This window comes from Bacteroides sp. 1001302B_160321_D4 (genome assembly GCF_015667765.1).
Lineage (GTDB): Bacteria > Bacteroidota > Bacteroidia > Bacteroidales > Bacteroidaceae > Bacteroides > Bacteroides xylanisolvens.
Genome location: NZ_JADPLO010000010.1, coordinates 36,659 through 58,627, shown reverse-complemented (window position 1 = coordinate 58,627; position 21,969 = coordinate 36,659). Strand labels below are relative to the sequence as shown.

Genomic DNA, 21,969 nt, shown 5'->3' with positions numbered 1-21,969 from the left:
GGAAAAATGTGTTATTTTGCAGGATAACTTTTTAATCATATTAAATATGGAAGAACAAAATAACAACGGACAATTACAGATTGAATTGAGAGAAGAGGTTGCACAGGGAACTTATGCAAATCTTGCTATTATTACTCATTCGAGTTCTGAATTCATCCTTGACTTCGTGCGCGTAATGCCGGGCATACCGAAGGCTGGTGTGCAATCTCGTATTATTGTGGCTCCGGAGCACGCAAAACGTCTGCTGCGGGCATTAGAAGATAATATAGCAAAGTATGAGCGCGTATTCGGTCCGATTCGTACTTCGGATGAACCCCCTATTTCTCCTTTGACGGGTGTAAAAGGCGAAGCGTGAGGATGATATAAAAACATTAAAAAAGAAAAAAAAGTTGTAGCGCATTGAATATTCAAATATTATTCGTATTTTTGCAGCCCAAAATGTATAGTTACGAAATTAATATAACAATAATATAAATCAAAAAACAATTAAAATGCCTACAATTCAGCAATTAGTAAGAAAAGGACGCGAAGTGCTGGTGGAGAAAAGTAAATCTCCAGCCTTGGATTCATGTCCTCAAAGACGTGGCGTTTGCGTGAGAGTATACACTACTACTCCGAAGAAGCCGAACTCTGCAATGCGTAAAGTAGCTCGTGTACGTTTGACTAACCAAAAAGAGGTGAACTCATACATTCCGGGAGAAGGACACAACTTGCAGGAACACTCAATCGTTTTGGTACGTGGTGGTCGTGTAAAAGACCTTCCGGGTGTGCGTTATCACATTGTACGTGGTACGCTTGATACAGCAGGTGTTGCTGGTCGTACTCAAAGACGTTCTAAGTATGGTGCTAAGCGTCCGAAACCAGGACAAGCAGCTGCTCCTGCTAAGGGTAAGAAAAAATAAGGATTAAGACCTAATTAAAATTAAAGTAATAACTTACGTTTTAGTTTGTTGGAAATGCTAAAGGTTGAGTAAATTCTCCGGAGGGAGAGTTGAAGAAGTCAAGAAGTAGACAACCAAGAACAAAAACATTATTTTTCAAACAAATGAGAAAAGCAAAACCAAAAAAACGCCTGATTCTTCCGGATCCTGTGTTTAATGACCAAAAGGTTTCCAAGTTCGTGAACCACTTGATGTATGATGGAAAGAAAAATACATCTTATGAAATCTTTTATGCCGCTTTGGAAACAGTGAAAGCAAAACTTCCTAACGAAGAAAAATCAGCTCTCGAAATCTGGAAAAAGGCTTTGGATAATGTAACTCCGCAAGTGGAAGTAAAGTCTCGCCGTGTAGGTGGTGCTACTTTCCAAGTTCCTACTGAAATCCGTCCGGATCGTAAAGAATCAATCTCTATGAAGAATTTGATTCTGTTTGCTCGCAAAAGAGGTGGTAAATCAATGGCTGACAAGTTGGCTGCTGAAATTATGGATGCCTTCAATGAACAAGGCGGTGCATACAAACGTAAAGAAGATATGCACAGAATGGCAGAAGCTAACCGTGCATTTGCTCATTTTAGATTCTAATACTGTAAGAAACCTAATATAAACTTAAAGTAAAGGAATTAGAAGATGGCTAAACATGATTTACATTTAACTCGTAATATCGGTATCATGGCTCACATTGATGCCGGAAAAACAACTACTTCTGAACGTATCCTGTTCTACACTGGATTGACTCACAAAATTGGTGAAGTTCATGATGGTGCTGCTACTATGGACTGGATGGAACAGGAGCAAGAACGTGGTATCACTATTACATCCGCTGCTACAACAACAAGGTGGAAATATGCTGGTGATACTTATAAAATTAACTTGATTGACACTCCGGGACACGTTGACTTTACCGCAGAGGTAGAACGTTCATTGCGTATCCTTGATGGGGCTGTAGCTGCTTACTGTGCTGTTGGTGGTGTTGAGCCTCAATCAGAAACTGTATGGCGTCAGGCTGATAAATATAACGTTCCTCGTATTGCTTATGTTAATAAGATGGACCGTTCTGGTGCTGACTTCTTTGAAGTAGTTCGTCAGATGAAGGATGTTCTTGGAGCTAATCCGTGTCCGATTGTTGTTCCTATCGGTGCTGAAGAATCTTTCAAAGGTCTTGTTGACCTTATCAAAATGAAAGCTATCTATTGGCATGATGAAACAATGGGGGCTGACTACAGTATTGAGGAAATCCCTGCAGAACTTATCGATGAAGCTAACGAGTGGAGAGATAAGATGCTTGAAAAAGTAGCAGAATTTGATGATGCTTTGATGGAGAAATATTTCGATGATCCTTCTACTATTACTGAAGAAGAAGTATTGAGAGCTCTTCGTAATGCAACAGTTCAGATGGCTGTAGTTCCTATGCTTTGCGGATCTTCTTTTAAGAACAAAGGTGTTCAGACATTGCTTGATTATGTTTGTGCTTTCTTGCCTTCTCCACTTGATACAGAGAACGTAATAGGTACAAATCCTAATACGGGAGCTGAAGAGGATCGTAAACCAAGTGATGATGAAAAAACATCTGCTTTGGCGTTTAAGATCGCAACTGACCCATATGTAGGTCGTTTGACTTTCTTCCGTGTTTATTCTGGTAAAATTGAAGCAGGTTCTTATATCTACAACTCTCGTTCTGGTAAGAAAGAACGCGTTTCTCGTCTGTTCCAGATGCACTCCAACAAACAGAACCCGGTTGAAGTAATCGGTGCTGGTGATATTGGTGCAGGTGTAGGCTTTAAAGATATTCGTACTGGGGATACTTTGTGTGATGAAACAGCTCCGATAGTACTTGAGTCTATGGACTTTCCGGAACCGGTTATTGGTATCGCTGTAGAACCTAAGACTCAGAAAGATATGGATAAACTGTCTAACGGTTTGGCTAAATTGGCTGAAGAAGACCCGACATTTACTGTGAAAACAGACGAACAGACAGGTCAGACAGTTATTTCTGGTATGGGTGAGCTTCACTTGGATATTATCATTGACCGTTTGAAACGTGAATTCAAGGTAGAATGTAATCAAGGTAAGCCTCAGGTTAACTATAAGGAAGCTATCACGAAGACAGTTAACTTGCGTGAAGTGTACAAGAAGCAGTCTGGTGGACGTGGTAAGTTTGCTGATATCATTGTGAACATTGGTCCGGCTGATGCGGATTTCACTTTAGGTGGTTTGCAGTTTGTTGATGAAGTGAAGGGTGGTAATATTCCTAAGGAATTTATCCCAGCAGTTCAGAAAGGCTTTACAAATGCTATGAAGAGTGGTGTTTTGGCAGGCTACCCATTGGATTCATTGAAAGTGACTTTGGTTGATGGTTCATTCCACCCGGTTGACTCTGACCAGTTGTCATTTGAAATCTGTGCAATGCAGGCTTATAAAAATGCATGTGCTAAGGCAGGTCCTGTTTTGATGGAACCTATCATGAAACTGGAAGTTGTAACTCCGGAAGAAAACATGGGTGATGTTATCGGTGACTTGAACAAACGTCGTGGACAGGTTGAAGGTATGGAATCTAGCCGCTCTGGCGCTCGTATCGTGAAAGCGATGGTTCCACTGGCGGAAATGTTTGGTTACGTAACAGCTTTACGTACTATTACTTCTGGTCGTGCAACCTCGTCAATGACCTACTCTCATCACGCTCAGCTTTCTTCTTCTATTGCTAAGGCTGTATTGGAAGAAGTAAAAGGACGCGCTGATTTACTCTAAAATATCTAAAGTAGCAGGCTAGCGAATGACTCTTAGCCTGCCGCTTTATCTTATTATAAATGTATTAATTAAAAAAAATAATGAGTCAGAAAATTAGAATTAAATTGAAATCTTACGACCACAACTTGGTTGACAAGTCAGCTGAGAAAATTGTAAGAACTGTAAAAGCTACAGGTGCTATCGTTAGCGGTCCAATACCTCTGCCTACGCACAAACGTATCTTTACTGTGAACCGTTCGACTTTCGTAAATAAAAAGTCTCGTGAGCAATTTGAACTCTCTTCTTATAAGAGATTAATCGACATCTATAGCTCAACAGCTAAGACAGTAGATGCTTTGATGAAGTTGGAATTGCCAAGTGGTGTGGAAGTAGAAATTAAAGTTTGATAATTAAAAATTAGTGAAATGCCAGGATTATTAGGAAAAAAAATCGGAATGACATCCGTTTTCAGTGCCGATGGTAAAAATGTACCATGCACTGTTATCGAAGCAGGTCCTTGTGTTGTTACTCAAGTTAAAACTGTAGAAAAAGATGGCTATGCAGCTGTTCAGTTGGGTTTCCAGGACAAAAAGGAAAAACATACAACTAAACCGTTGATGGGACATTTTAAAAGAGCAGGAGTAACACCGAAGAGACACTTGGCTGAGTTCAAAGAATTTGAAACAGAGTTGAATTTGGGTGATACCATTACTGTAGAAATGTTTAACGACGCTAGCTTTGTTGACGTTGTTGGTACTTCTAAGGGTAAGGGTTTTCAGGGTGTAGTAAAAAGACATGGTTTTGGTGGTGTGGGTCAAGCTACTCACGGTCAGCATAATCGCGCTCGTAAACCGGGTTCTATCGGTGCTTGTTCTTACCCTGCAAAAGTATTCAAAGGAATGCGCATGGGTGGACAACTTGGTGGTGACAGAGTCACTGTACAAAACTTGCAGGTATTAAAAGTAATCGCGGATCATAACCTTCTTTTGGTTAAAGGTTCTATCCCGGGTTGCAAAGGTTCAATCGTATTAATTGAGAAATAATGGAAGTTAACGTATATAACATTAAAGGTGAAGACACTGGGAGAAAGGTTACGTTAAACGAATCTATCTTCGGAATTGAGCCCAACGACCACGCTATTTATTTGGACGTAAAACAATTTATGGCTAATCAGCGTCAGGGTACTCATAAGTCAAAAGAAAGAAGTGAAATCAGTGGTTCAACTCGTAAGATCGGTCGTCAGAAAGGTGGCGGTGGAGCGCGCCGTGGTGATATGAACTCACCTGTTCTTGTAGGTGGTGCTCGTGTTTTCGGTCCGAAACCAAGAGACTACTTCTTTAAGTTGAATAAAAAAGTTAAGACACTGGCTCGTAAGTCAGCTTTGTCTTATAAAGCTCAAAACGATGCAATCGTTGTCGTTGAGGATTTCACATTTGAAGCTCCTAAGACAAAAGATTTCGTTGCAATGACAAAAAATCTTAAAGTTTCCGATAAAAAGCTACTTGTAATTTTACCGGAAGCAAATAAAAACGTATATTTGTCAGCTCGTAACATCGAGGGTGCTAATGTACAGACTATCTCAGGATTAAATACTTACAGAGTATTGAATGCTGGGGTTATTGTGCTTACAGAAAACTCTCTGAAGGCTATTGACAATATCTTAATTTAAAAAGGAGGCTTAAATAATGGGAATTATTATTAAACCGTTGGTAACAGAGAAAATGACTGCAATCACAGATAAGCTGAATCGTTTCGGCTTTGTTGTACGTCCTGAAGCTAACAAACTGGAAATTAAGAAGGAAATTGAAGCTCTTTATAATGTTACTGTAGTTGATGTGAATACTGTGAAGTATGCTGGCAAGAATAAGAGCCGTTATACCAAAGCAGGTATCATCAATGGTCGTACGAATGCTTTCAAAAAAGCAATCGTGACATTGAAAGAAGGAGATACTATTGATTTTTATAGCAATATTTAATAAAAATGGCAGTACGTAAATTTAAGCCCACAACACCGGGGCAAAGACATAAAATTATTGGTACTTTCGAAGAAATTACTGCATCAGTACCAGAAAAGTCTCTTGTATATGGTAAGAAATCATCTGGTGGTCGTAACAGCGAAGGTAAGATGACTATGCGCTACATTGGTGGCGGTCATAGAAAGGTGATTAGAATTGTTGATTTCAAGAGAAATAAGGACGGTGTTCCAGCAGTAGTTAAAACAATCGAATACGATCCGAATCGTTCGGCTCGTATCGCTCTGTTATTTTATGCTGATGGAGAAAAAAGATATATTATTGCTCCCAATGGATTGCAAGTTGGTGCGACTCTGATGTCAGGTGAAACAGCAGCGCCAGAGATTGGTAATGCTCTTCCTCTTCAAAACATTCCGGTGGGTACTGTGATTCACAATATCGAATTACGTCCGGGACAGGGTGCTGCTCTGGTTCGTTCAGCTGGTAACTTTGCTCAGTTGACTTCTCGTGAGGGTAAGTATTGTGTAATTAAGTTGCCTTCAGGTGAGGTTAGACAGATTCTTAGCACTTGTAAAGCTACTATCGGTAGTGTAGGTAACTCTGATCATGGATTGGAAAGTTCAGGTAAAGCTGGACGTTCTCGTTGGCAAGGACGTCGTCCTCGTAACCGTGGTGTTGTAATGAACCCGGTAGATCACCCGATGGGTGGTGGTGAAGGACGTGCTTCCGGAGGTCACCCAAGATCACGTAAGGGATTGTATGCTAAGGGACTTAAGACTAGAGCTCCTAAGAAACAATCGTCTAAGTACATTATTGAGAGAAGAAAAAAGTAATCTGATTAATTGAGTAAACTATGAGTCGTTCATTAAAAAAAGGTCCATATATTAACGTTAAGCTTGAAAAGAGAATTCTTGCCATGAATGAATCAGGTAAGAAAGTCGTAGTAAAGACTTGGGCCAGAGCTTCAATGATTTCGCCTGATTTTGTAGGCCATACAGTTGCAGTTCACAATGGAAATAAATTTATTCCTGTTTATGTTACCGAGAATATGGTAGGACACAAGTTGGGCGAATTTGCTCCAACTCGTACATTCAGAGGACACGCTGGTAACAAGAAAAGATAACAGGATTTATTTGAAATAATAAAGTAATAAATAATAATGGGAGCAAGAAAAAAAATATCGGCTGAAAAAAGAAAAGAAGCCCTTAAGACCATGTATTTTGCAAAATTGCAAAATGTTCCTACTTCTCCACGTAAGATGCGTCTGGTTGCAGACATGATCCGTGGTATGGAAGTGAACAGAGCACTTGGTGTTTTGAAATTTTCTTCAAAAGAAGCTGCTGCAAGAGTGGAAAAATTGCTTCGCTCTGCAATTGCTAACTGGGAACAGAAAAACGAACGTAAAGCAGAAAGCGGTGAGTTGTTCGTAACACAGATTTTTGTTGATGGTGGAGCTACACTCAAAAGGATGAGACCGGCACCACAGGGTAGAGGTTATAGAATTCGCAAACGTTCAAATCACGTAACATTGTTCGTTGGTGCTAAAAGTAATAACGAAGATCAAAATTAAGGTAGATGGGACAAAAAGTTAATCCAATAAGCAACCGTTTAGGAATTATCAGAGGATGGGATTCTAACTGGTATGGTGGAAATGATTACGGTGATTCTTTGCTGGAAGATAGCAAAATCCGTAAATATCTTAATGCAAGACTTGCAAAAGCAAGTGTATCAAGAATCGTAATTGAACGTACGCTGAAGCTCGTTACTATTACTGTTTGCACTGCTCGCCCGGGTATTATTATCGGTAAAGGTGGCCAAGAAGTTGATAAGTTAAAAGAGGAGTTGAAGAAGGTTACCGACAAAGATATTCAAATCAATATCTTTGAAGTGAAGAGACCGGAACTGGATGCTGTGATTGTTGCTAACAACATCGCTCGCCAGGTTGAAGGTAAAATTGCCTATCGCCGTGCCATCAAGATGGCTATCGCAAACACAATGCGTATGGGTGCTGAAGGTATCAAAATTCAGATTTCAGGACGTTTGAATGGAGCTGAAATGGCTCGTTCTGAAATGTATAAAGAAGGAAGAACTCCGTTGCACACTTTCAGAGCTGATATCGACTACTGTCATGCAGAAGCATTGACTAAAGTAGGTCTTCTTGGTATCAAAGTTTGGATTTGTAGAGGTGAAGTGTTTGGTAAGAAAGAATTGGCTCCGAACTTTACACAAAGCAAAGAAAGTGGTCGTGGAAACAATAGTGGAAACAACGGCGGAAAGAACTTCAAAAGAAAGAAAAATAATCGCTAAACGAATTTGAATTTTAGGAAACTATGTTACAACCGAAAAAGACAAAATTCAGAAGACAACAAAAAGGCCGTCAGAAAGGTAATGCCCAGAGAGGCAACCAGCTGGCCTTTGGTTCTTTTGGCATAAAGGCTTTGGAGACTAAGTGGATTACAGGCCGTCAGATCGAAGCTGCTCGTATTGCAGTAACAAGATATATGCAACGTCAAGGACAGATCTGGATCCGTATATTCCCGGATAAACCGATCACTAGAAAACCTGCCGATGTACGTATGGGTAAAGGTAAAGGTGCTCCAGAGGGATTTGTGGCTCCTGTAACTCCAGGTAGAATCATTATTGAAGCTGAAGGAGTATCTTACGAAATCGCGAAAGAAGCATTGCGCTTAGCTGCTCAAAAGCTTCCTATTACAACGAAGTTTGTCGTAAGACGTGATTATGATATTCAAAATCAAAATGCGTAAGTGTTATGAAAATTGCAGAAATTAAAGAAATGACTACTAATGATTTAGTAGAAAGAGTAGAGGCGGAAACAGCTAATTATAACCAAATGGTTATTAATCATTCTATTTCTCCTTTGGAAAATCCTGCTCAAATCAAACAATTACGCAGGACTATTGCGCGTATGAAAACAGAATTGCGCGAAAGAGAACTTAACAATAAATGATCAGCTTGATGGAAGCAAGAAATTTAAGAAAAGAAAGAACAGGGGTTGTGTTGAGCAATAAGATGGACAAGACCATCACAGTTGCTGCCAAATTTAAGGAAAAACACCCTATATATGGTAAGTTCGTTAGCAAAACGAAGAAGTACCATGCTCACGATGAAAAGAATGAATGCAATATCGGTGATACTGTAAGCATCATGGAAACTCGTCCTTTGAGCAAGACTAAAAGATGGAGATTAGTAGAAATAATTGAAAGAGCTAAGTAATTATGATACAAGTAGAATCCAGACTTACAGTATGTGATAACAGTGGAGCGAAAGAGGCGTTGTGTATCCGCGTTTTGGGTGGTACAGGTCGTCGTTATGCTTCAGTGGGGGATGTCATTGTAGTTTCAGTGAAGAGCGTTATCCCTTCTAGTGATGTTAAAAAAGGTGCAGTATCAAAGGCTTTGATTGTACGTACAAAGAAAGAAATCCGTCGTCCTGATGGTTCTTATATACGTTTTGATGATAATGCTTGCGTGTTGTTGAATAATGCAGGTGAAATTAGAGGTAGTCGTATTTTCGGTCCTGTAGCAAGAGAACTTCGTGCTACAAACATGAAAGTTGTGTCACTTGCGCCTGAGGTACTTTAATTTGTAAAAGATTTAAGTAATGAGTAAATTACATATTAAAAAAGGCGACACAGTTTACGTAAATGCTGGTGAAGATAAGGGCAAAACTGGTCGTGTATTGAAGGTTCTTGTTAAAGAAGGACGTGCATTTGTTGAAGGTATCAATATGGTATCTAAAAGCACAAAGCCGAATGCAAAGAATCCACAAGGTGGTATTGTGAAGCAAGAAGCTTCTATCCACATTTCAAACTTGAACCCGGTTGATCCAAAAACTGGTAAAGCAACGCGTATTGGGAGAAAAAAGAGTTCGGAAGGAACTTTAGTGCGTTATTCTAAAAAATCAGGAGAGGAGATTAAGTAATGAGTAATACTGCTAGTCTTAAGAAAGAATATGCAGAGCGTATAGCACCTGCATTGAAATCACAGTTCCAGTATTCTTCTACAATGCAGATACCCGTACTTAAGAAGATTGTAATCAATCAGGGATTAGGTATGGCTGTTGCTGATAAGAAGATTATCGAAGTAGCAATCAATGAAATGACAGCTATTACAGGTCAAAAAGCTGTAGCTACCATTTCTCGTAAAGATATCGCAAACTTTAAGTTGCGTAAAAAAATGCCGATTGGTGTTATGGTAACTTTACGTCGTGAAAGAATGTACGAATTCCTTGAAAAATTGGTTCGTGTAGCTCTTCCTCGTATTCGTGACTTCAAAGGTATCGAAAGTAAGTTTGATGGTAAAGGTAACTATACCCTTGGTATTCAGGAACAAATCATTTTCCCTGAAATAAATATCGATAGTATTACAAGAATTCTCGGAATGAATATTACCTTTGTAACCTCTGCGGAAACAGATGAAGAAGGTTATGCTTTGCTGAAGGAATTCGGTTTACCTTTTAAAAACGCTAAAAAAGACTAATAGATATGGCAAAGGAATCAATGAAAGCACGTGAAGTAAAGCGTGCTAAATTAGTAGCCAAATACGCCGAGAAAAGAGCTGCTTTGAAGCAAATCGTAAGAACAGGTGATCCTGCTGATGCTTTCGAAGCTGCACAGAAGTTGCAAGAGTTGCCAAAGAATTCTAATCCAATTCGTATGCACAACCGTTGCAAACTGACTGGTCGTCCTAAAGGTTATATTCGTCAGTTCGGAATTTCGAGAATTCAATTCCGTGAGATGGCATCTAACGGACTGATCCCAGGCGTAAAAAAAGCAAGCTGGTAATTATTGTTTAAATATTGTCAGGGTAGTCCTGATTAATTTAATTTATTTTTATATGACTGATCCAATAGCAGATTATTTAACGAGGTTGCGGAACGCGATTGGTGCAAAGCACAGAGTTGTTGAAGTTCCCGCTTCGAATTTGAAAAAAGAAATCACTAAGATTCTTTTTGAAAAAGGCTACATCCTTAATTATAAGTTTGTAGAAGATGGTCCTCAAGGAACTATTAAGGTTGCCTTGAAGTATGATTCTGTTAACAAAGTTAACGCAATCAAAAAGTTAGAAAGAATATCTTCTCCGGGTATGCGTAAGTATACTGGTTACAAAGATATGCCGCGTGTTATTAATGGGCTGGGTATTGCTATAATATCTACTTCCAAAGGTGTAATGACTAACAAAGAGGCTGCAGAACTGAAAATCGGTGGTGAAGTCTTGTGTTATGTATATTAATTAGGAGGAATTAGAATGTCAAGAATAGGAAAATTACCCATTAGTATCCCTGCTGGAGTGACAATCACTCTGAAGGATAATGTGGTTACCGTAAAGGGACCCAAAGGCGAAATGAGCCAATATGTGAATCCTGCTATCAATGTTACTATTGAAGACGGACACGTAACTTTAACAGAAAACGATAAAGAAATGCTTGATAACCCGAAGCAGAAACATGCTTTCCACGGTTTGTATCGTTCATTGGTTCACAACATGGTTGTGGGCGTATCTGAAGGTTACAAGAAAGAACTGGAACTTGTAGGTGTAGGTTATCGTGCTTCAAACCAAGGTAACATCATTGAGCTGGCTTTAGGTTATACACACAATATTTTCATTCAATTGCCTGCTGAGGTAAAAGTTGAAACGAAGTCTGAAAGAAATAAGAATCCTCTTATTATATTGGAATCGTGTGACAAACAATTGCTTGGTCAAGTTTGCTCTAAAATACGTTCTTTCCGTAAGCCTGAACCATACAAGGGTAAAGGTATTAAGTTTGTTGGCGAAGTAATTCGTAGAAAGTCTGGTAAATCAGCCGGCGCTAAGTAATTCATATAAAATTAGATTATTATGACAACAAAAATAGAAAGACGAGTTAAGATCAAATATAGAGTACGCAACAAGATTTCAGGTACTACTGAATGTCCGCGTATGAGTGTATTTAGAAGTAACAAGCAAATTTATGTCCAGATTATCGATGATCTTTCTGGTAAGACACTGGCTGCTGCTTCTTCTTTAGGTTTGACTGAGAAAGTCGCTAAAAAAGAACAAGCTGCTAAAGTTGGTGAAATGATTGCTAAAAAGGCTCAGGAAGCAGGTATAACTACTGTTGTTTTCGACCGTAATGGTTACTTGTATCATGGGAGAGTAAAAGAAGTAGCTGATGCTGCTCGTAACGGTGGACTTAAATTTTAATCATTATGGCAGGAGTTAATAATAGAGTTAAGATTACTAACGATATAGAACTGAAAGATAGATTAGTTGCTATTAATCGTGTTACTAAAGTTACCAAAGGTGGTAGAACTTTTAGTTTCTCTGCAATCGTTGTTGTAGGTAACGAAGAAGGTATCATTGGTTGGGGACTTGGTAAAGCAGGTGAAGTAACAGCTGCTATCGCTAAAGGTGTTGAGTCAGCTAAAAAGAACCTGGTGAAAGTACCTATTTTAAAAGGTACTGTTCCTCATGAACAATCAGCTAGATTTGGTGGTGCTGAAGTATTCATCAAACCTGCATCTCACGGAACCGGTGTTGTAGCTGGTGGTGCTATGCGTGCTGTATTGGAAAGTGTTGGTGTTACTGACGTTTTGGCTAAATCTAAAGGTTCTTCGAATCCGCATAACCTTGTTAAAGCTACAATTGAAGCTTTGAGTGAAATGCGTGATGCAAGAATGGTTGCTCAGAACAGAGGTATTAGTGTTGAAAAAGTATTTAGAGGATAAGGAGGAGATATGTCAACTATAAAGATTAAACAAGTTAAAAGTAGAATTGGTGCTCCAGCTGATCAGAAAAGAACTCTTGACGCACTGGGACTTCGTAAACTGAACCGTGTGGTTGAACACGAAAGCACTCCTTCAATTCTTGGAATGGTAGATAAAGTAAAACACTTGGTTGCCATTGTTAAGTAATTATTTGTTGAATAATAAAACGAAATTACAATATGAACTTAAGTAATTTAAAACCTGCTGAGGGATCTACTAAGACAAGAAAAAGAATTGGACGTGGTGCTGGTTCTGGCTTAGGTGGTACTTCTACAAGAGGTCATAAAGGAGCTAAATCAAGATCTGGATACTCTAAGAAAATCGGTTTTGAAGGTGGTCAGATGCCTCTTCAACGTCGAGTTCCTAAATTTGGTTTCAAGAATATCAATCGTGTTGAATATAAAGCTATCAACTTGGATACTATCCAGAAACTTGCTGAAGCTAAAAGCTTGGCAAAAGTTGGTGTAAACGACTTTATCGAAGCAGGATTTATTTCTTCAAATCAGTTGGTAAAAGTATTGGGTAACGGAACTCTGACTAACAAGCTGGAAGTAGAAGCTCATGCATTCTCTAAGACTGCAACTGCTGCTATTGAAGCTGCTGGTGGAACTGTAGTAAAACTCTGATTCAATGAGAAAAGCTATTGAAACATTAAAGAATATATGGAAGATTGAGGATCTGAGACAGCGGATCCTCATCACCATATTGTTCGTGGCAATTTACCGTTTCGGATCGTATGTCGTATTACCGGGTATCAATCCGGCGATGCTGGCAAAATTGCACGAACAAACAAGTGAAGGCCTTTTAGCCTTGTTAAATATGTTCTCTGGAGGAGCATTTTCTAATGCCTCTATTTTTGCATTAGGAATCATGCCTTATATCTCTGCATCTATCGTAATCCAGTTATTGGGAATCGCTGTACCGTATTTCCAGAAGTTGCAACGCGAAGGTGAGAGCGGCAGAAGAAAAATGAATCAATATACTCGTTACTTGACGATTGCTATATTGTTAGTTCAGGCCCCTTCTTATTTGCTCAATCTTAAAATGCAGGCTGGCCCTTCCTTAAATGCTTCATTAGATTGGACTCTGTTTATGGTTACCTCTACCATTATTTTGGCAGCAGGTAGTATGTTTATTTTGTGGCTTGGTGAAAGAATTACTGATAAAGGTATTGGTAACGGTATTTCATTTATCATCTTGATTGGTATTATCGCTCGTTTCCCTGATGCTTTGTTGCAAGAAGTTGTGTCCAGAGTAGCAAATAAGAGCGGTGGTCTGATTATGTTTATAATTGAAATCGTATTCTTATTATTAGTGATTGGCGCTGCTATTCTTTTGGTGCAAGGTACAAGAAAGATTCCTGTACAGTATGCAAAAAGAATTGTTGGTAACAAGCAATATGGTGGTGCTAGACAGTATATCCCTTTAAAGGTGAATGCTGCCGGTGTTATGCCTATCATTTTTGCTCAGGCAATCATGTTTATTCCAATTACATTTATCGGCTTTTCAAATGTAAATGATGCAGGCGGTTTCTTGCATGCGTTTACAGATCATACAAGTTTCTGGTATAATTTTGTCTTTGCGGTAATGATTATATTATTTACGTATTTCTATACTGCAATTACAATTAATCCGACTCAGATGGCTGAGGATATGAAGAGAAATAATGGTTTCATCCCTGGTATTAAACCGGGAAAGAAAACAGCAGAGTATATTGATGATATAATGTCTCGTATCACTTTGCCGGGTTCTTTCTTCTTGGCTTTAGTTGCTATTATGCCTGCTTTTGCCGGTGTATTCGGAGTGCAAGCAGGATTCGCTCAATTCTTCGGCGGTACATCTTTGTTAATTCTTGTAGGTGTTGTTCTTGATACCCTGCAACAGGTTGAAAGTCATTTGTTGATGAGACACTATGATGGTCTGTTGAAATCTGGTCGTATTAAAGGACGCGCTGGTGTAGCGGCATATTAATTCTTTAGATTAGAAATGATATTTCTTAAAACAGAAGATGAAATAGAATTGCTCCGTCAGAGTAACCTGCTTGTTGGTAAAACTCTTGCAGAGGTTGCCAAACTGGTGAAGCCTGGTGTAACTACACGTGAGTTGGATAAAGTTGCTGAAGAGTTCATTAGAGATCATGGGGCAACTCCAACTTTCAAAGGATTTCCGAATCAATATGGAGAACCATTTCCCGCATCTCTTTGTACTTCTGTCAACGAACAGGTGGTACATGGAATCCCAGGGGATATCGTACTGAAAGATGGTGATATCGTATCAGTGGATTGCGGAACTTACATGAATGGTTTCTGTGGTGATTCTGCTTATACTTTTTGTGTAGGAGAGGTAGACGAAGAGATTCGTAACTTGTTGAAGGTAACTAAAGAAGCGTTATATATTGGCATCCAGAACGCAGTGCAAGGTAAAAGAATTGGTGATATCGGATATGCTATTCAGCAATATTGTGAGTCTCATTCTTATGGTGTAGTGCGTGAGTTTGTTGGCCATGGCATCGGTAAAGAGATGCACGAAGATCCTCAGGTTCCTAACTATGGTAAAAGAGGATATGGACCATTGATGAAAAGAGGCCTTTGCATAGCGATAGAGCCGATGATAACATTGGGAGACCGACAAGTGATAATGGAAAGTGACGGATGGACTGTGAGGACCAGAGATCGTAAATGTGCTGCACATTTTGAGCATACGATAGCTGTTGGAGCTGGTGAAGCTGATATTTTGTCTTCATTCAAATTCATAGAAGAAGTTTTAGGAGATAAAGCAATATAATATGGCAAAGCAATCTGCAATAGAACAAGATGGAGTTATAGTTGAAGCATTGTCAAATGCAATGTTTCGTGTTGAATTAGAAAACGGACATGAGATTACCGCACATATTTCAGGCAAGATGAGGATGCATTACATCAAGATCCTGCCGGGAGATAAAGTGAGAGTCGAAATGTCTCCTTACGACTTATCGAAAGGAAGAATTGTGTTTAGATATAAATAAAATAAGATATGAAAGTAAGAGCATCATTAAAGAAACGCACGCCAGAATGTAAGATCGTTAGACGTAATGGCCGTTTGTATGTTATTAACAAGAAAAATCCTAAGTATAAACAACGTCAAGGATAATTTGTTATTTTTGCAAAAAAAATAATTTAGTATATGGCTATAAGAATAGTTGGTGTAGATTTACCTCAGAACAAAAGAGGTGAAATTGCGTTGACCTATGTATATGGAATAGGTCGCAGTAGTTCAGCAAAAATTTTAGATAAAGCTGGTGTAGATAAAGATCTGAAGGTTAAAGACTGGACAGATGATCAAGCTGCTAAGATTCGTGAGATTATCGGTGCAGAGTATAAAGTAGAAGGTGATCTTCGTTCTGAAATCCAATTGAACATTAAGCGATTAATGGATATTGGTTGCTATCGTGGTGTACGTCACCGTATTGGTCTGCCTGTTAGAGGTCAGAGCACTAAGAACAATGCACGTACTCGTAAGGGTAGAAAGAAAACCGTTGCTAATAAGAAAAAAGCTACTAAATAATAATTGTTGATATGGCAAAAAAAACAGTTGCAGCTAAAAAGAGAAATGTGAAAGTAGACGCTAATGGACAGTTGCATGTTCATTCATCTTTCAACAATATTATTGTTTCTCTTGCAAATAGTGAAGGGCAGATTATCTCTTGGTCATCTGCTGGTAAAATGGGATTTAGAGGTTCTAAAAAGAATACTCCTTATGCAGCTCAGATGGCTGCCCAGGATTGTGCAAAGATTGCATTCGATCTTGGCCTGAGAAAGGTAAAAGCATATGTGAAGGGTCCAGGTAACGGACGTGAGTCTGCTATTAGAACTATCCACGGTGCTGGTATCGAAGTTACTGAAATCATTGACGTGACTCCGCTTCCACATAATGGTTGTCGTCCTCCGAAAAGACGTAGAGTTTAATTTACCTTTAACTTACACAATGATCTTGATTTTGTTTTTGGATTACATTAATTTCTCTCTGTAATCGCGGCTGCAACAAATTGAGTTCATGAATAAACAATTAAATATTTAAAAGAAATGGCTAGATATACTGGACCAAAATCGAGAATCGCCCGTAAATTCGGTGAAGGAATCTTTGGAGCTGACAAAGTTTTGTCAAAGAAGAACTATCCTCCCGGACAACATGGTAATTCAAGAAAAAGAAAAACTTCTGAATACGGTGTGCAACTTCGTGAAAAACAGAAAGCTAAATACACCTATGGAGTTTTGGAAAAACAATTCCGCAATTTGTTTGAAAAAGCAGCTACTGCTAAAGGTATTACCGGTGAGGTACTTCTTCAATTGCTGGAAGGCCGTCTTGACAACGTAGTATTCCGTTTGGGTATTGCTCCTACACGTGCTGCTGCTCGTCAGTTGGTTAGTCACAAGCACATCACTGTAGATGGTGAAGTAGTAAACATTCCTTCATTTGCAGTAAAACCAGGACAATTGATTGGTGTTCGTGAAAGATCTAAGTCTTTGGAAGTAATTGCTAATTCTCTTGCAGGTTTCAATCACAGCAAGTATGCTTGGTTGGAATGGGACGAGGCTTCAAAGGTTGGTAAAATGTTGCACATACCTGAAAGAGCAGACATTCCTGAGAACATTAAAGAACATTTGATCGTTGAATTGTATTCTAAATAATAATTAATTTCATGGCGATATTAGCATTTCAAAAACCTGATAAAGTATTAATGTTGGAGGCGGACTCCAGATTCGGTAAATTCGAATTCCGTCCGTTGGAACCGGGTTTTGGTATTACTGTAGGTAATGCATTACGCCGTATCCTTCTTTCTTCATTAGAGGGTTTTGCTATCACTACTATCAGAATCGATGGTGTGGAGCATGAATTTTCTAGTGTACCTGGAGTAAAAGAGGATGTTACCAACATTATCTTGAATCTGAAACAAGTGAGATTCAAGCAAGTAGTTGAAGAGTTCGAGAGCGAAAAAGTGAGCATCACTGTCGAGAATTCCAGTGAATTTAAAGCAGGTGACATAGGTAAGTATTTGACTGGATTTGAAGTGTTAAATCCGGAATTAGTTATTTGTCATTTAGATTCTAAGTCAACTATGCAGATTGATATTACCATTAACAAAGGTCGTGGTTATGTACCTGCTGATGAAAATCGCGAGTATTGCACGGATGTTAATGTAATTCCAATCGACTCTATTTATACACCGATACGTAATGTCAAGTATGCTGTAGAAAACTTCCGTGTAGAACAGAAGACTGACTACGAAAAGCTAGTGCTTGAAATTAGTACCGACGGTTCTATACACCCGAAAGAAGCGCTGAAAGAAGCTGCAAAAATTCTGATTTATCACTTCATGTTGTTCTCTGACGAGAAGATCACGCTTGAAAGTAATGATACTGACGGCAATGAAGAGTTTGATGAAGAAGTTTTGCACATGCGTCAGCTGTTGAAAACTAAACTCGTTGATATGGACTTGTCAGTTCGTGCCCTCAATTGCTTGAAGGCTGCTGACGTAGAAACTCTCGGCGACTTGGTACAATTCAACAAAACTGACCTGCTGAAATTCAGAAACTTCGGAAAGAAATCGCTTACCGAGCTTGATGATTTGCTGGAAAGTCTGAATCTGTCGTTTGGAACCGACATTTCTAAATATAAATTAGATAAAGAATAAAAAATGAGACATAATAAAAAATTCAATCATTTAGGTCGTACTGCTTCTCATAGAAGCGCTATGTTATCTAACATGGCTTGCTCTTTGATCAAGCACAAAAGAATCACTACGACTGTTGCAAAGGCGAAAGCTTTGAAGAAGTTTGTTGAGCCTTTGATTACTAAGTCTAAAGAAGATACTACGAACTCTCGTCGTGTTGTATTTAGCAACTTGCAAGATAAGATTGCAGTAACAGAGTTGTTCAAAGAAATCTCTGTTAAGATTGCTGATCGTCCGGGTGGTTATACTCGTATTATCAAGACTGGTAACCGTTTGGGTGACAACGCAGAAATGTGCTTTATTGAGTTGGTTGACTACAATGAAAACATGGCTAAGGAAAAAGTTGCTAAGAAAGCTACTCGTACTCGTCGTTCGAAAAAAGCTGCTGAAGCTGCTCCTGCTGCTGTTGAAGCTCCTGCAACTGAAGCTCCTAAGGCTGAAGAACCAAAAGCTGAATCGGCTGAATAATTTTACAGTTATTCTTATAGATATAAAAAAGGCTACCTTCGAAGGTAGCCTTTTTTGTTTGTCTGCCGTTTATTAATACTAAGATACATTAAAATATATCCTAATTAAACTTTTCATAGAGAGAATCTGTTATATTTGCAGGTGAATATGGCAAAATTTGTAAAGGTAATATTGTTTCTGTTGCTGACAGTTGCTTTTCATAGCATAGCAGGCAATGTCTCTACCGAAAGAATGGTGGATAAGCAGGGGTGTGATATTACATATGCTATGGGGCAGCGTGGGGAAATCTGTGCACCCGATCTTCCGGGTAAGCCTGTGGCTGAATTGACCAATTTGCAGAGCCATCAAATATCTGTGACACGTATTCAACGTGTACAGCTTGGAGAATATTTCTTTTCTTTAAAGAATGCGCTACAAGGTTGTGCTGATCGTGAGAGCTCACTATCACAACACTGGGGGCGGATTTATGATACAACAACTTCCTATTATTGCCAGCCATCGAGTGAATACTATGTATACACCTTGAGGCGTATAATTATTTAGCAGTATATTTATTGGTATTGTTTATTTTGTGGTTACTGGTATCTTCTGTATACTGGTGATACTACTTCTTTTTATCTTTATATTTTTACTAATAAATTAAACTTTAAATATTATGGCAACTACTCAAACGATTGATGCTACTATATTCGCATCTACACACCCCGATATCGCTAAACGCATAAGTGTTTCAGGAGTTTTAATCTCTTCTGTTATGTTATTGATTGGTATTTTAGCTTTTGCTTCAACATTCGAATTGGATGACAAGTCTTCTACAACCAGTATGGCTTTGATGGTTTTGGGGACAGGTTTATTCCTTATCGGAATTTTCCGTCTTTTCTGGAAATCAAAGGAGGTTGTTTATTTACCAACAAAAAGTGTGGCTAAAGAGCATAGTGTATTCTTTGATTTGAAGCATATGGATGCTTTGAAAAATCTTGTAAATTCGGGTTCATTCTCCGCTGATTCGAAAATAAAAAGCGAGGCTAGTGGTAATATACGTATGGATGTGATACTTTCTGCTGATAAAAAGTTTGCAGCTGTACAGTTATTCCAATTTGTACCTTACACGTATCAGCCAATAACATCGGTGCAGTATTTCACTAATGAAAAAGCTTCTGCGATAGTCGCTTTTTTGTCGAAAAGTAAAATACAATAAGTATATATCTATAACACCTGTTTGACTTTGTTTTTTCCGACACATTAAAACTATGCAGTTTGAAACTTTATATTGAGTTTGCTGCTACTAAATAAAACAGGTTTTAGATGTTACTGTAAAAGATAACTTTGATTTTCATACGAAGATGGGGATTAGTCGTTAATGACGGCGATCCCCATTTTTTTCATTAAGAAGCAGGCGTTCATGTTTTGAGCAACTCCGTTTCTCATTTGATATGAGAAGGTGAGTTCATTGTTGGTAATGTCGGCTTCGAAACAGTAATTTCGGATATTTTGTGGGAAGGACTCTATTAAAGTCCCTAATAACAAGTCATGGGTGGCGATGATACCGTTGGCGTTCATGTGCATGAATTGTTTGATAAGGGCGAAAGAGCCTTTCTGTTTGTCCATGGAGTTGGTGCCTTTCAGTATTTCATCAAGGATGATGAAAAGCTCTTCCCCGGCTTCAAGTTTGTCTATGATTAATTTAAGTCGCTTGAGTTCTGCAAAGAAATAAGATTCGTTGTCAGCTAGGGAATCACTGGTTCGAAGGCTGGTAACGAGACGGGCCGGATATATTTTCATTTGCTTTGCCCAAACGGGAGCTCCTATACATGCCAGTAGATAGTTTACTCCTACAGTACGTAAATAAGTACTCTTGCCTGCCATATTGGCGCCTGTGATTATAATAAAGAAAGGACGTTTTTCAATGTCTATTCCGTTACGCACACATTGGTTGCGATCCATTAGGGGATGCCCCAAGGCTTCAGCTTGTAGGTGGAAAGATTGAGCAGCGATAGTGGGGTAAATATAATCCGGATGGTTATATGCGAATGTTGCCAGGGAACAATAGGCATCTATTTCTCCGATTGTTTCTATCCATCGGGGTAGGTCGGATGCATGAATCTCTTTCCACTTCTCGATTCGCATCACCTGTCGTAGCTCCCAAAATATCAGTCCGTTGAGTATAGTACTCATGAGCAGATTGCTTCGTTGGTCGAGTGCGTTCATCAGTTTAGAAAGCTGGCGGACTGCTTGAGAAGCGGTTTGATTTTGACTTGTAAGGTCCGTTTTTAACTCTTGCAGTATATGACTGTGCATTTCTTTTTGTTCAGTGAGCAGAATTTGGTCAGCGTATGTCGAAAGAATCTGCAGCTTTTCTCCGTAGGTTGTTTGCAGTTTAGTGATTCCTTTAGAGAAAATAGTACTGAATAATACAAAGCTGACAAATACTCCTCCTGCGATGTTAGCCGAGATAATGCCTAAAATGGCTAGACTTATACATAAGAAATTAATGACGGTAACTGCTATTGGGAGGATACGCAGGAGCGTACGTTTTCGATAATAACTCGGACTGGCTGCCCATTCTTTGATTTCGGTGGTATCGGCAGGTTTTCCTTTATAGAGTAATCCGAGTAAGCGGATTTGTTGGCGATATTCCAAATCGGTGGAGAGTTCCCGGATGGCTTCCTGGCGGTGGTCAATAGCTTCTTTATTCTCCAGATGTGCATTGAACCAATTTGCGAGATGTTGCTTGCCGATAGGGGTTGCGGTGCGGTTGATATATTGGAAAAGAGAGTGCTCGCCAAATACATCCAGATCAAGAGTGTAGAGGTGAGACGGGTTAATGAATTCTTTTCCATCGTCAAAATCGGAAAAATCATATTGCATGGCACGTAGTTCCTGCTCGTTGATTTCTATTTTCTTTTTCAGAAAGTCTTTCCGGTAGAACCAGAAATTATGGCGTTTTACTAACCAAATGAATAAGATAAAGGGTAGGACAGCGAATGCAGAGAGGCATAGCCAACCGTCAGACCAAAAAATAATGGCATTTGCTACGGCTCCTACGAATAAGATAAGTCGAAGAAGACTTATATAATAGATACGTTTTCGTGCATTCTGTAACTCCAGTTCTGTTTTCTGAATGATTTGCTGATATGTGGTAATGACCTGTTCTAGTTTTTCCATGACAACTTTAAATCTTTTGCGCAAAGGTAATATAATTCATAACGGTCGGGATAGGAGCTTGTTTTTGTTAAGAGTAGATTTACTGTTTATTAACGGAAGTAGGAAGATGTGTGGGCTTGGATTATAACTCGTTCTGATAATGTTGTTGTTAGCTGGAAGAAATTTTCAATATTTCTTTTCTCATTCTTGCATTTATCCGCTAAAATTTATAACTTTCCACTCG

The 21,969-nt window shown here is 39.0% G+C and carries 37 protein-coding genes; 36 read left to right on the top strand and 1 reads right to left on the bottom strand.

Annotation, left to right across the window (positions count from 1 at the left end; genetic code table 11):
* The first annotated feature begins 46 nt into the window (after positions 1 to 46).
* The 36 genes from KFO40_RS06105 (at position 47) to KFO40_RS05930 (ending at position 19,779) form a co-directional block, all read left to right on the top strand.
* Positions 47 to 355: a DUF3467 domain-containing protein gene (locus tag KFO40_RS06105; protein ID WP_004296354.1), complete on the top strand. Its 309-nt coding sequence runs from the start codon at positions 47 to 49 to the stop codon at positions 353 to 355.
* A 136-nt stretch (positions 356 to 491) separates the two neighbouring features.
* A complete protein-coding gene (gene rpsL / locus KFO40_RS06100; protein ID WP_002558078.1) occupies positions 492 to 902 on the top strand; it encodes a 30S ribosomal protein S12 in 411 nt (136 codons plus the stop codon).
* Between the two features lie 143 nt (positions 903 to 1,045).
* Positions 1,046 to 1,522 carry a 30S ribosomal protein S7 gene (gene rpsG, locus KFO40_RS06095; protein ID WP_004296352.1) on the top strand — a complete coding sequence of 159 codons (477 nt, stop codon included), beginning with the start codon at positions 1,046 to 1,048 and terminating at the stop codon, positions 1,520 to 1,522.
* A gap of 45 nt (positions 1,523 to 1,567) precedes the next feature.
* Positions 1,568 to 3,685 carry an elongation factor G gene (gene fusA, locus KFO40_RS06090; protein WP_004310890.1) on the top strand — a complete coding sequence of 706 codons (2,118 nt, stop codon included), beginning with the start codon at positions 1,568 to 1,570 and terminating at the stop codon, positions 3,683 to 3,685.
* An 80-nt stretch (positions 3,686 to 3,765) separates the two neighbouring features.
* A complete protein-coding gene (gene rpsJ, locus KFO40_RS06085) occupies positions 3,766 to 4,071 on the top strand; it encodes a 30S ribosomal protein S10 (protein ID WP_002558075.1) in 306 nt (101 codons plus the stop codon).
* 18 nt (positions 4,072 to 4,089) lie between these two features.
* Positions 4,090 to 4,707, top strand: a complete 618-nt coding sequence (gene rplC, locus KFO40_RS06080; RefSeq protein WP_004313455.1) for a 50S ribosomal protein L3 — start codon at positions 4,090 to 4,092, stop codon at positions 4,705 to 4,707.
* A complete protein-coding gene (rplD, locus tag KFO40_RS06075; protein ID WP_004313456.1) occupies positions 4,707 to 5,333 on the top strand; it encodes a 50S ribosomal protein L4 in 627 nt (208 codons plus the stop codon). Before rplC ends, rplD begins: the two co-directional genes overlap by 1 nt.
* A gap of 16 nt (positions 5,334 to 5,349) precedes the next feature.
* Positions 5,350 to 5,640, top strand: a complete 291-nt coding sequence (gene rplW, locus KFO40_RS06070; protein WP_004296347.1) for a 50S ribosomal protein L23 — start codon at positions 5,350 to 5,352, stop codon at positions 5,638 to 5,640.
* Between the two features lie 5 nt (positions 5,641 to 5,645).
* Complete coding sequence (gene rplB / locus KFO40_RS06065) at positions 5,646 to 6,470, top strand: 50S ribosomal protein L2 (protein ID WP_004296346.1); 825 nt, start codon at positions 5,646 to 5,648, stop codon at positions 6,468 to 6,470.
* A 20-nt stretch (positions 6,471 to 6,490) separates the two neighbouring features.
* Positions 6,491 to 6,760 carry a 30S ribosomal protein S19 gene (rpsS, locus tag KFO40_RS06060; protein ID WP_004296345.1) on the top strand — a complete coding sequence of 90 codons (270 nt, stop codon included), beginning with the start codon at positions 6,491 to 6,493 and terminating at the stop codon, positions 6,758 to 6,760.
* Between the two features lie 36 nt (positions 6,761 to 6,796).
* Positions 6,797 to 7,207, top strand: a complete 411-nt coding sequence (gene rplV / locus KFO40_RS06055; protein WP_004296344.1) for a 50S ribosomal protein L22 — start codon at positions 6,797 to 6,799, stop codon at positions 7,205 to 7,207.
* A 5-nt stretch (positions 7,208 to 7,212) separates the two neighbouring features.
* Positions 7,213 to 7,944: a 30S ribosomal protein S3 gene (gene rpsC, locus KFO40_RS06050; protein WP_004296343.1), complete on the top strand. Its 732-nt coding sequence runs from the start codon at positions 7,213 to 7,215 to the stop codon at positions 7,942 to 7,944.
* 23 nt (positions 7,945 to 7,967) lie between these two features.
* On the top strand, positions 7,968 to 8,402 hold the full coding sequence (gene rplP / locus KFO40_RS06045; protein WP_004291234.1) for a 50S ribosomal protein L16: 435 nt from the start codon (positions 7,968 to 7,970) through the stop codon (positions 8,400 to 8,402).
* Between the two features lie 5 nt (positions 8,403 to 8,407).
* Positions 8,408 to 8,605, top strand: a complete 198-nt coding sequence (gene rpmC / locus KFO40_RS06040; RefSeq protein ID WP_004296342.1) for a 50S ribosomal protein L29 — start codon at positions 8,408 to 8,410, stop codon at positions 8,603 to 8,605.
* A complete protein-coding gene (rpsQ, locus tag KFO40_RS06035) occupies positions 8,602 to 8,871 on the top strand; it encodes a 30S ribosomal protein S17 (RefSeq protein ID WP_004296341.1) in 270 nt (89 codons plus the stop codon). The genes rpmC and rpsQ overlap by 4 nt, the downstream gene beginning before the upstream one ends.
* A 2-nt stretch (positions 8,872 to 8,873) precedes the next feature.
* Positions 8,874 to 9,239: a 50S ribosomal protein L14 gene (rplN, locus tag KFO40_RS06030; protein ID WP_004296340.1), complete on the top strand. Its 366-nt coding sequence runs from the start codon at positions 8,874 to 8,876 to the stop codon at positions 9,237 to 9,239.
* 19 nt (positions 9,240 to 9,258) lie between these two features.
* A complete protein-coding gene (gene rplX / locus KFO40_RS06025; protein ID WP_004296339.1) occupies positions 9,259 to 9,579 on the top strand; it encodes a 50S ribosomal protein L24 in 321 nt (106 codons plus the stop codon).
* Positions 9,579 to 10,136: a 50S ribosomal protein L5 gene (gene rplE, locus KFO40_RS06020; protein ID WP_004310886.1), complete on the top strand. Its 558-nt coding sequence runs from the start codon at positions 9,579 to 9,581 to the stop codon at positions 10,134 to 10,136. Before rplX ends, rplE begins: the two co-directional genes overlap by 1 nt.
* A gap of 5 nt (positions 10,137 to 10,141) precedes the next feature.
* A complete protein-coding gene (gene rpsN / locus KFO40_RS06015; protein WP_004310885.1) occupies positions 10,142 to 10,441 on the top strand; it encodes a 30S ribosomal protein S14 in 300 nt (99 codons plus the stop codon).
* A gap of 52 nt (positions 10,442 to 10,493) precedes the next feature.
* Positions 10,494 to 10,889: a 30S ribosomal protein S8 gene (rpsH, locus tag KFO40_RS06010; RefSeq protein ID WP_004296336.1), complete on the top strand. Its 396-nt coding sequence runs from the start codon at positions 10,494 to 10,496 to the stop codon at positions 10,887 to 10,889.
* Positions 10,890 to 10,904: 15 nt separating this feature from the next.
* Positions 10,905 to 11,474: a 50S ribosomal protein L6 gene (rplF, locus tag KFO40_RS06005; RefSeq protein WP_004310884.1), complete on the top strand. Its 570-nt coding sequence runs from the start codon at positions 10,905 to 10,907 to the stop codon at positions 11,472 to 11,474.
* Positions 11,475 to 11,495: 21 nt separating this feature from the next.
* Positions 11,496 to 11,840, top strand: a complete 345-nt coding sequence (gene rplR, locus KFO40_RS06000) for a 50S ribosomal protein L18 (protein WP_004310883.1) — start codon at positions 11,496 to 11,498, stop codon at positions 11,838 to 11,840.
* Between the two features lie 5 nt (positions 11,841 to 11,845).
* Positions 11,846 to 12,364 (top strand): 30S ribosomal protein S5, encoded by a 519-nt coding sequence (gene rpsE, locus KFO40_RS05995; protein WP_004296333.1) that lies wholly within the window; start codon positions 11,846 to 11,848, stop codon positions 12,362 to 12,364.
* Positions 12,365 to 12,373: 9 nt separating this feature from the next.
* Positions 12,374 to 12,550 carry a 50S ribosomal protein L30 gene (gene rpmD, locus KFO40_RS05990; protein ID WP_004296332.1) on the top strand — a complete coding sequence of 59 codons (177 nt, stop codon included), beginning with the start codon at positions 12,374 to 12,376 and terminating at the stop codon, positions 12,548 to 12,550.
* Positions 12,551 to 12,582: 32 nt separating this feature from the next.
* Positions 12,583 to 13,029 carry a 50S ribosomal protein L15 gene (gene rplO / locus KFO40_RS05985; RefSeq protein ID WP_008023042.1) on the top strand — a complete coding sequence of 149 codons (447 nt, stop codon included), beginning with the start codon at positions 12,583 to 12,585 and terminating at the stop codon, positions 13,027 to 13,029.
* A gap of 4 nt (positions 13,030 to 13,033) precedes the next feature.
* Complete coding sequence (gene secY / locus KFO40_RS05980; protein ID WP_004310881.1) at positions 13,034 to 14,374, top strand: preprotein translocase subunit SecY; 1,341 nt, start codon at positions 13,034 to 13,036, stop codon at positions 14,372 to 14,374.
* 15 nt (positions 14,375 to 14,389) lie between these two features.
* Entirely contained in the window at positions 14,390 to 15,187 is a 798-nt protein-coding gene (gene map / locus KFO40_RS05975; RefSeq protein ID WP_008023041.1) for a type I methionyl aminopeptidase, read from the top strand.
* A gap of 1 nt (position 15,188) precedes the next feature.
* On the top strand, positions 15,189 to 15,407 hold the full coding sequence (gene infA, locus KFO40_RS05970; RefSeq protein ID WP_002558052.1) for a translation initiation factor IF-1: 219 nt from the start codon (positions 15,189 to 15,191) through the stop codon (positions 15,405 to 15,407).
* Between the two features lie 8 nt (positions 15,408 to 15,415).
* Positions 15,416 to 15,532 (top strand): type B 50S ribosomal protein L36, encoded by a 117-nt coding sequence (gene ykgO / locus KFO40_RS05965; protein WP_002558051.1) that lies wholly within the window; start codon positions 15,416 to 15,418, stop codon positions 15,530 to 15,532.
* 33 nt (positions 15,533 to 15,565) lie between these two features.
* Positions 15,566 to 15,946, top strand: coding sequence for a 30S ribosomal protein S13 (gene rpsM / locus KFO40_RS05960; protein WP_004296328.1), 381 nt, complete (start codon positions 15,566 to 15,568; stop codon positions 15,944 to 15,946).
* Positions 15,947 to 15,957: 11 nt separating this feature from the next.
* Positions 15,958 to 16,347: a 30S ribosomal protein S11 gene (rpsK, locus tag KFO40_RS05955; RefSeq protein WP_004296327.1), complete on the top strand. Its 390-nt coding sequence runs from the start codon at positions 15,958 to 15,960 to the stop codon at positions 16,345 to 16,347.
* Positions 16,348 to 16,464: 117 nt separating this feature from the next.
* The gene (gene rpsD / locus KFO40_RS05950; protein WP_004296326.1) at positions 16,465 to 17,070 is read left to right on the top strand and encodes a 30S ribosomal protein S4; all 606 of its coding nucleotides are present in this window, start codon (positions 16,465 to 16,467) and stop codon (positions 17,068 to 17,070) included.
* 11 nt (positions 17,071 to 17,081) lie between these two features.
* A complete protein-coding gene (locus KFO40_RS05945; RefSeq protein WP_004296325.1) occupies positions 17,082 to 18,074 on the top strand; it encodes a DNA-directed RNA polymerase subunit alpha in 993 nt (330 codons plus the stop codon).
* A 3-nt stretch (positions 18,075 to 18,077) separates the two neighbouring features.
* Positions 18,078 to 18,581, top strand: a complete 504-nt coding sequence (rplQ, locus tag KFO40_RS05940; protein WP_004313458.1) for a 50S ribosomal protein L17 — start codon at positions 18,078 to 18,080, stop codon at positions 18,579 to 18,581.
* Positions 18,582 to 18,728: 147 nt separating this feature from the next.
* Positions 18,729 to 19,124, top strand: a complete 396-nt coding sequence (locus KFO40_RS05935; protein WP_004313459.1) for a hypothetical protein — start codon at positions 18,729 to 18,731, stop codon at positions 19,122 to 19,124.
* Between the two features lie 112 nt (positions 19,125 to 19,236).
* Positions 19,237 to 19,779 (top strand): hypothetical protein, encoded by a 543-nt coding sequence (locus KFO40_RS05930; RefSeq protein WP_004313460.1) that lies wholly within the window; start codon positions 19,237 to 19,239, stop codon positions 19,777 to 19,779.
* A gap of 152 nt (positions 19,780 to 19,931) precedes the next feature.
* On the opposite strand, the gene KFO40_RS05925 is transcribed toward KFO40_RS05930, so the two are convergent.
* Positions 19,932 to 21,746 (bottom strand): MutS family DNA mismatch repair protein, encoded by a 1,815-nt coding sequence (locus tag KFO40_RS05925; RefSeq protein WP_120069627.1) that lies wholly within the window; start codon positions 21,744 to 21,746, stop codon positions 19,932 to 19,934.
* Positions 21,747 to 21,969 lie beyond the last annotated feature (223 nt).

Excerpts from the sequence above, each read along its gene's own strand:
- KFO40_RS06105 (WP_004296354.1), top strand. The coding sequence starts at position 47 with ATGGAAGAACAAAATAACAACGGACAATTACAGATTGAATTGAGAGAA.
- rpsL (WP_002558078.1), top strand. The coding sequence starts at position 492 with ATGCCTACAATTCAGCAATTAGTAAGAAAAGGACGCGAAGTGCTGGTG.
- rpsG (WP_004296352.1), top strand. The coding sequence starts at position 1,046 with ATGAGAAAAGCAAAACCAAAAAAACGCCTGATTCTTCCGGATCCTGTG.
- fusA (WP_004310890.1), top strand. The coding sequence starts at position 1,568 with ATGGCTAAACATGATTTACATTTAACTCGTAATATCGGTATCATGGCT.
- rpsJ (WP_002558075.1), top strand. The coding sequence starts at position 3,766 with ATGAGTCAGAAAATTAGAATTAAATTGAAATCTTACGACCACAACTTG.
- rplC (WP_004313455.1), top strand. The coding sequence starts at position 4,090 with ATGCCAGGATTATTAGGAAAAAAAATCGGAATGACATCCGTTTTCAGT.
- rplD (WP_004313456.1), top strand. The coding sequence starts at position 4,707 with ATGGAAGTTAACGTATATAACATTAAAGGTGAAGACACTGGGAGAAAG.
- rplW (WP_004296347.1), top strand. The coding sequence starts at position 5,350 with ATGGGAATTATTATTAAACCGTTGGTAACAGAGAAAATGACTGCAATC.
- rplB (WP_004296346.1), top strand. The coding sequence starts at position 5,646 with ATGGCAGTACGTAAATTTAAGCCCACAACACCGGGGCAAAGACATAAA.
- rpsS (WP_004296345.1), top strand. The coding sequence starts at position 6,491 with ATGAGTCGTTCATTAAAAAAAGGTCCATATATTAACGTTAAGCTTGAA.
- rplV (WP_004296344.1), top strand. The coding sequence starts at position 6,797 with ATGGGAGCAAGAAAAAAAATATCGGCTGAAAAAAGAAAAGAAGCCCTT.
- rpsC (WP_004296343.1), top strand. The coding sequence starts at position 7,213 with ATGGGACAAAAAGTTAATCCAATAAGCAACCGTTTAGGAATTATCAGA.
- rplP (WP_004291234.1), top strand. The coding sequence starts at position 7,968 with ATGTTACAACCGAAAAAGACAAAATTCAGAAGACAACAAAAAGGCCGT.
- rpmC (WP_004296342.1), top strand. The coding sequence starts at position 8,408 with ATGAAAATTGCAGAAATTAAAGAAATGACTACTAATGATTTAGTAGAA.
- rpsQ (WP_004296341.1), top strand. The coding sequence starts at position 8,602 with ATGATCAGCTTGATGGAAGCAAGAAATTTAAGAAAAGAAAGAACAGGG.
- rplN (WP_004296340.1), top strand. The coding sequence starts at position 8,874 with ATGATACAAGTAGAATCCAGACTTACAGTATGTGATAACAGTGGAGCG.
- rplX (WP_004296339.1), top strand. The coding sequence starts at position 9,259 with ATGAGTAAATTACATATTAAAAAAGGCGACACAGTTTACGTAAATGCT.
- rplE (WP_004310886.1), top strand. The coding sequence starts at position 9,579 with ATGAGTAATACTGCTAGTCTTAAGAAAGAATATGCAGAGCGTATAGCA.
- rpsN (WP_004310885.1), top strand. The coding sequence starts at position 10,142 with ATGGCAAAGGAATCAATGAAAGCACGTGAAGTAAAGCGTGCTAAATTA.
- rpsH (WP_004296336.1), top strand. The coding sequence starts at position 10,494 with ATGACTGATCCAATAGCAGATTATTTAACGAGGTTGCGGAACGCGATT.
- rplF (WP_004310884.1), top strand. The coding sequence starts at position 10,905 with ATGTCAAGAATAGGAAAATTACCCATTAGTATCCCTGCTGGAGTGACA.
- rplR (WP_004310883.1), top strand. The coding sequence starts at position 11,496 with ATGACAACAAAAATAGAAAGACGAGTTAAGATCAAATATAGAGTACGC.
- rpsE (WP_004296333.1), top strand. The coding sequence starts at position 11,846 with ATGGCAGGAGTTAATAATAGAGTTAAGATTACTAACGATATAGAACTG.
- rpmD (WP_004296332.1), top strand. The coding sequence starts at position 12,374 with ATGTCAACTATAAAGATTAAACAAGTTAAAAGTAGAATTGGTGCTCCA.
- rplO (WP_008023042.1), top strand. The coding sequence starts at position 12,583 with ATGAACTTAAGTAATTTAAAACCTGCTGAGGGATCTACTAAGACAAGA.
- secY (WP_004310881.1), top strand. The coding sequence starts at position 13,034 with ATGAGAAAAGCTATTGAAACATTAAAGAATATATGGAAGATTGAGGAT.
- map (WP_008023041.1), top strand. The coding sequence starts at position 14,390 with ATGATATTTCTTAAAACAGAAGATGAAATAGAATTGCTCCGTCAGAGT.
- infA (WP_002558052.1), top strand. The coding sequence starts at position 15,189 with ATGGCAAAGCAATCTGCAATAGAACAAGATGGAGTTATAGTTGAAGCA.
- ykgO (WP_002558051.1), top strand. The coding sequence starts at position 15,416 with ATGAAAGTAAGAGCATCATTAAAGAAACGCACGCCAGAATGTAAGATC.
- rpsM (WP_004296328.1), top strand. The coding sequence starts at position 15,566 with ATGGCTATAAGAATAGTTGGTGTAGATTTACCTCAGAACAAAAGAGGT.
- rpsK (WP_004296327.1), top strand. The coding sequence starts at position 15,958 with ATGGCAAAAAAAACAGTTGCAGCTAAAAAGAGAAATGTGAAAGTAGAC.
- rpsD (WP_004296326.1), top strand. The coding sequence starts at position 16,465 with ATGGCTAGATATACTGGACCAAAATCGAGAATCGCCCGTAAATTCGGT.
- KFO40_RS05945 (WP_004296325.1), top strand. The coding sequence starts at position 17,082 with ATGGCGATATTAGCATTTCAAAAACCTGATAAAGTATTAATGTTGGAG.
- rplQ (WP_004313458.1), top strand. The coding sequence starts at position 18,078 with ATGAGACATAATAAAAAATTCAATCATTTAGGTCGTACTGCTTCTCAT.
- KFO40_RS05935 (WP_004313459.1), top strand. The coding sequence starts at position 18,729 with ATGGCAAAATTTGTAAAGGTAATATTGTTTCTGTTGCTGACAGTTGCT.
- KFO40_RS05930 (WP_004313460.1), top strand. The coding sequence starts at position 19,237 with ATGGCAACTACTCAAACGATTGATGCTACTATATTCGCATCTACACAC.
- KFO40_RS05925 (WP_120069627.1), bottom strand. The coding sequence starts at position 21,746 with ATGGAAAAACTAGAACAGGTCATTACCACATATCAGCAAATCATTCAG.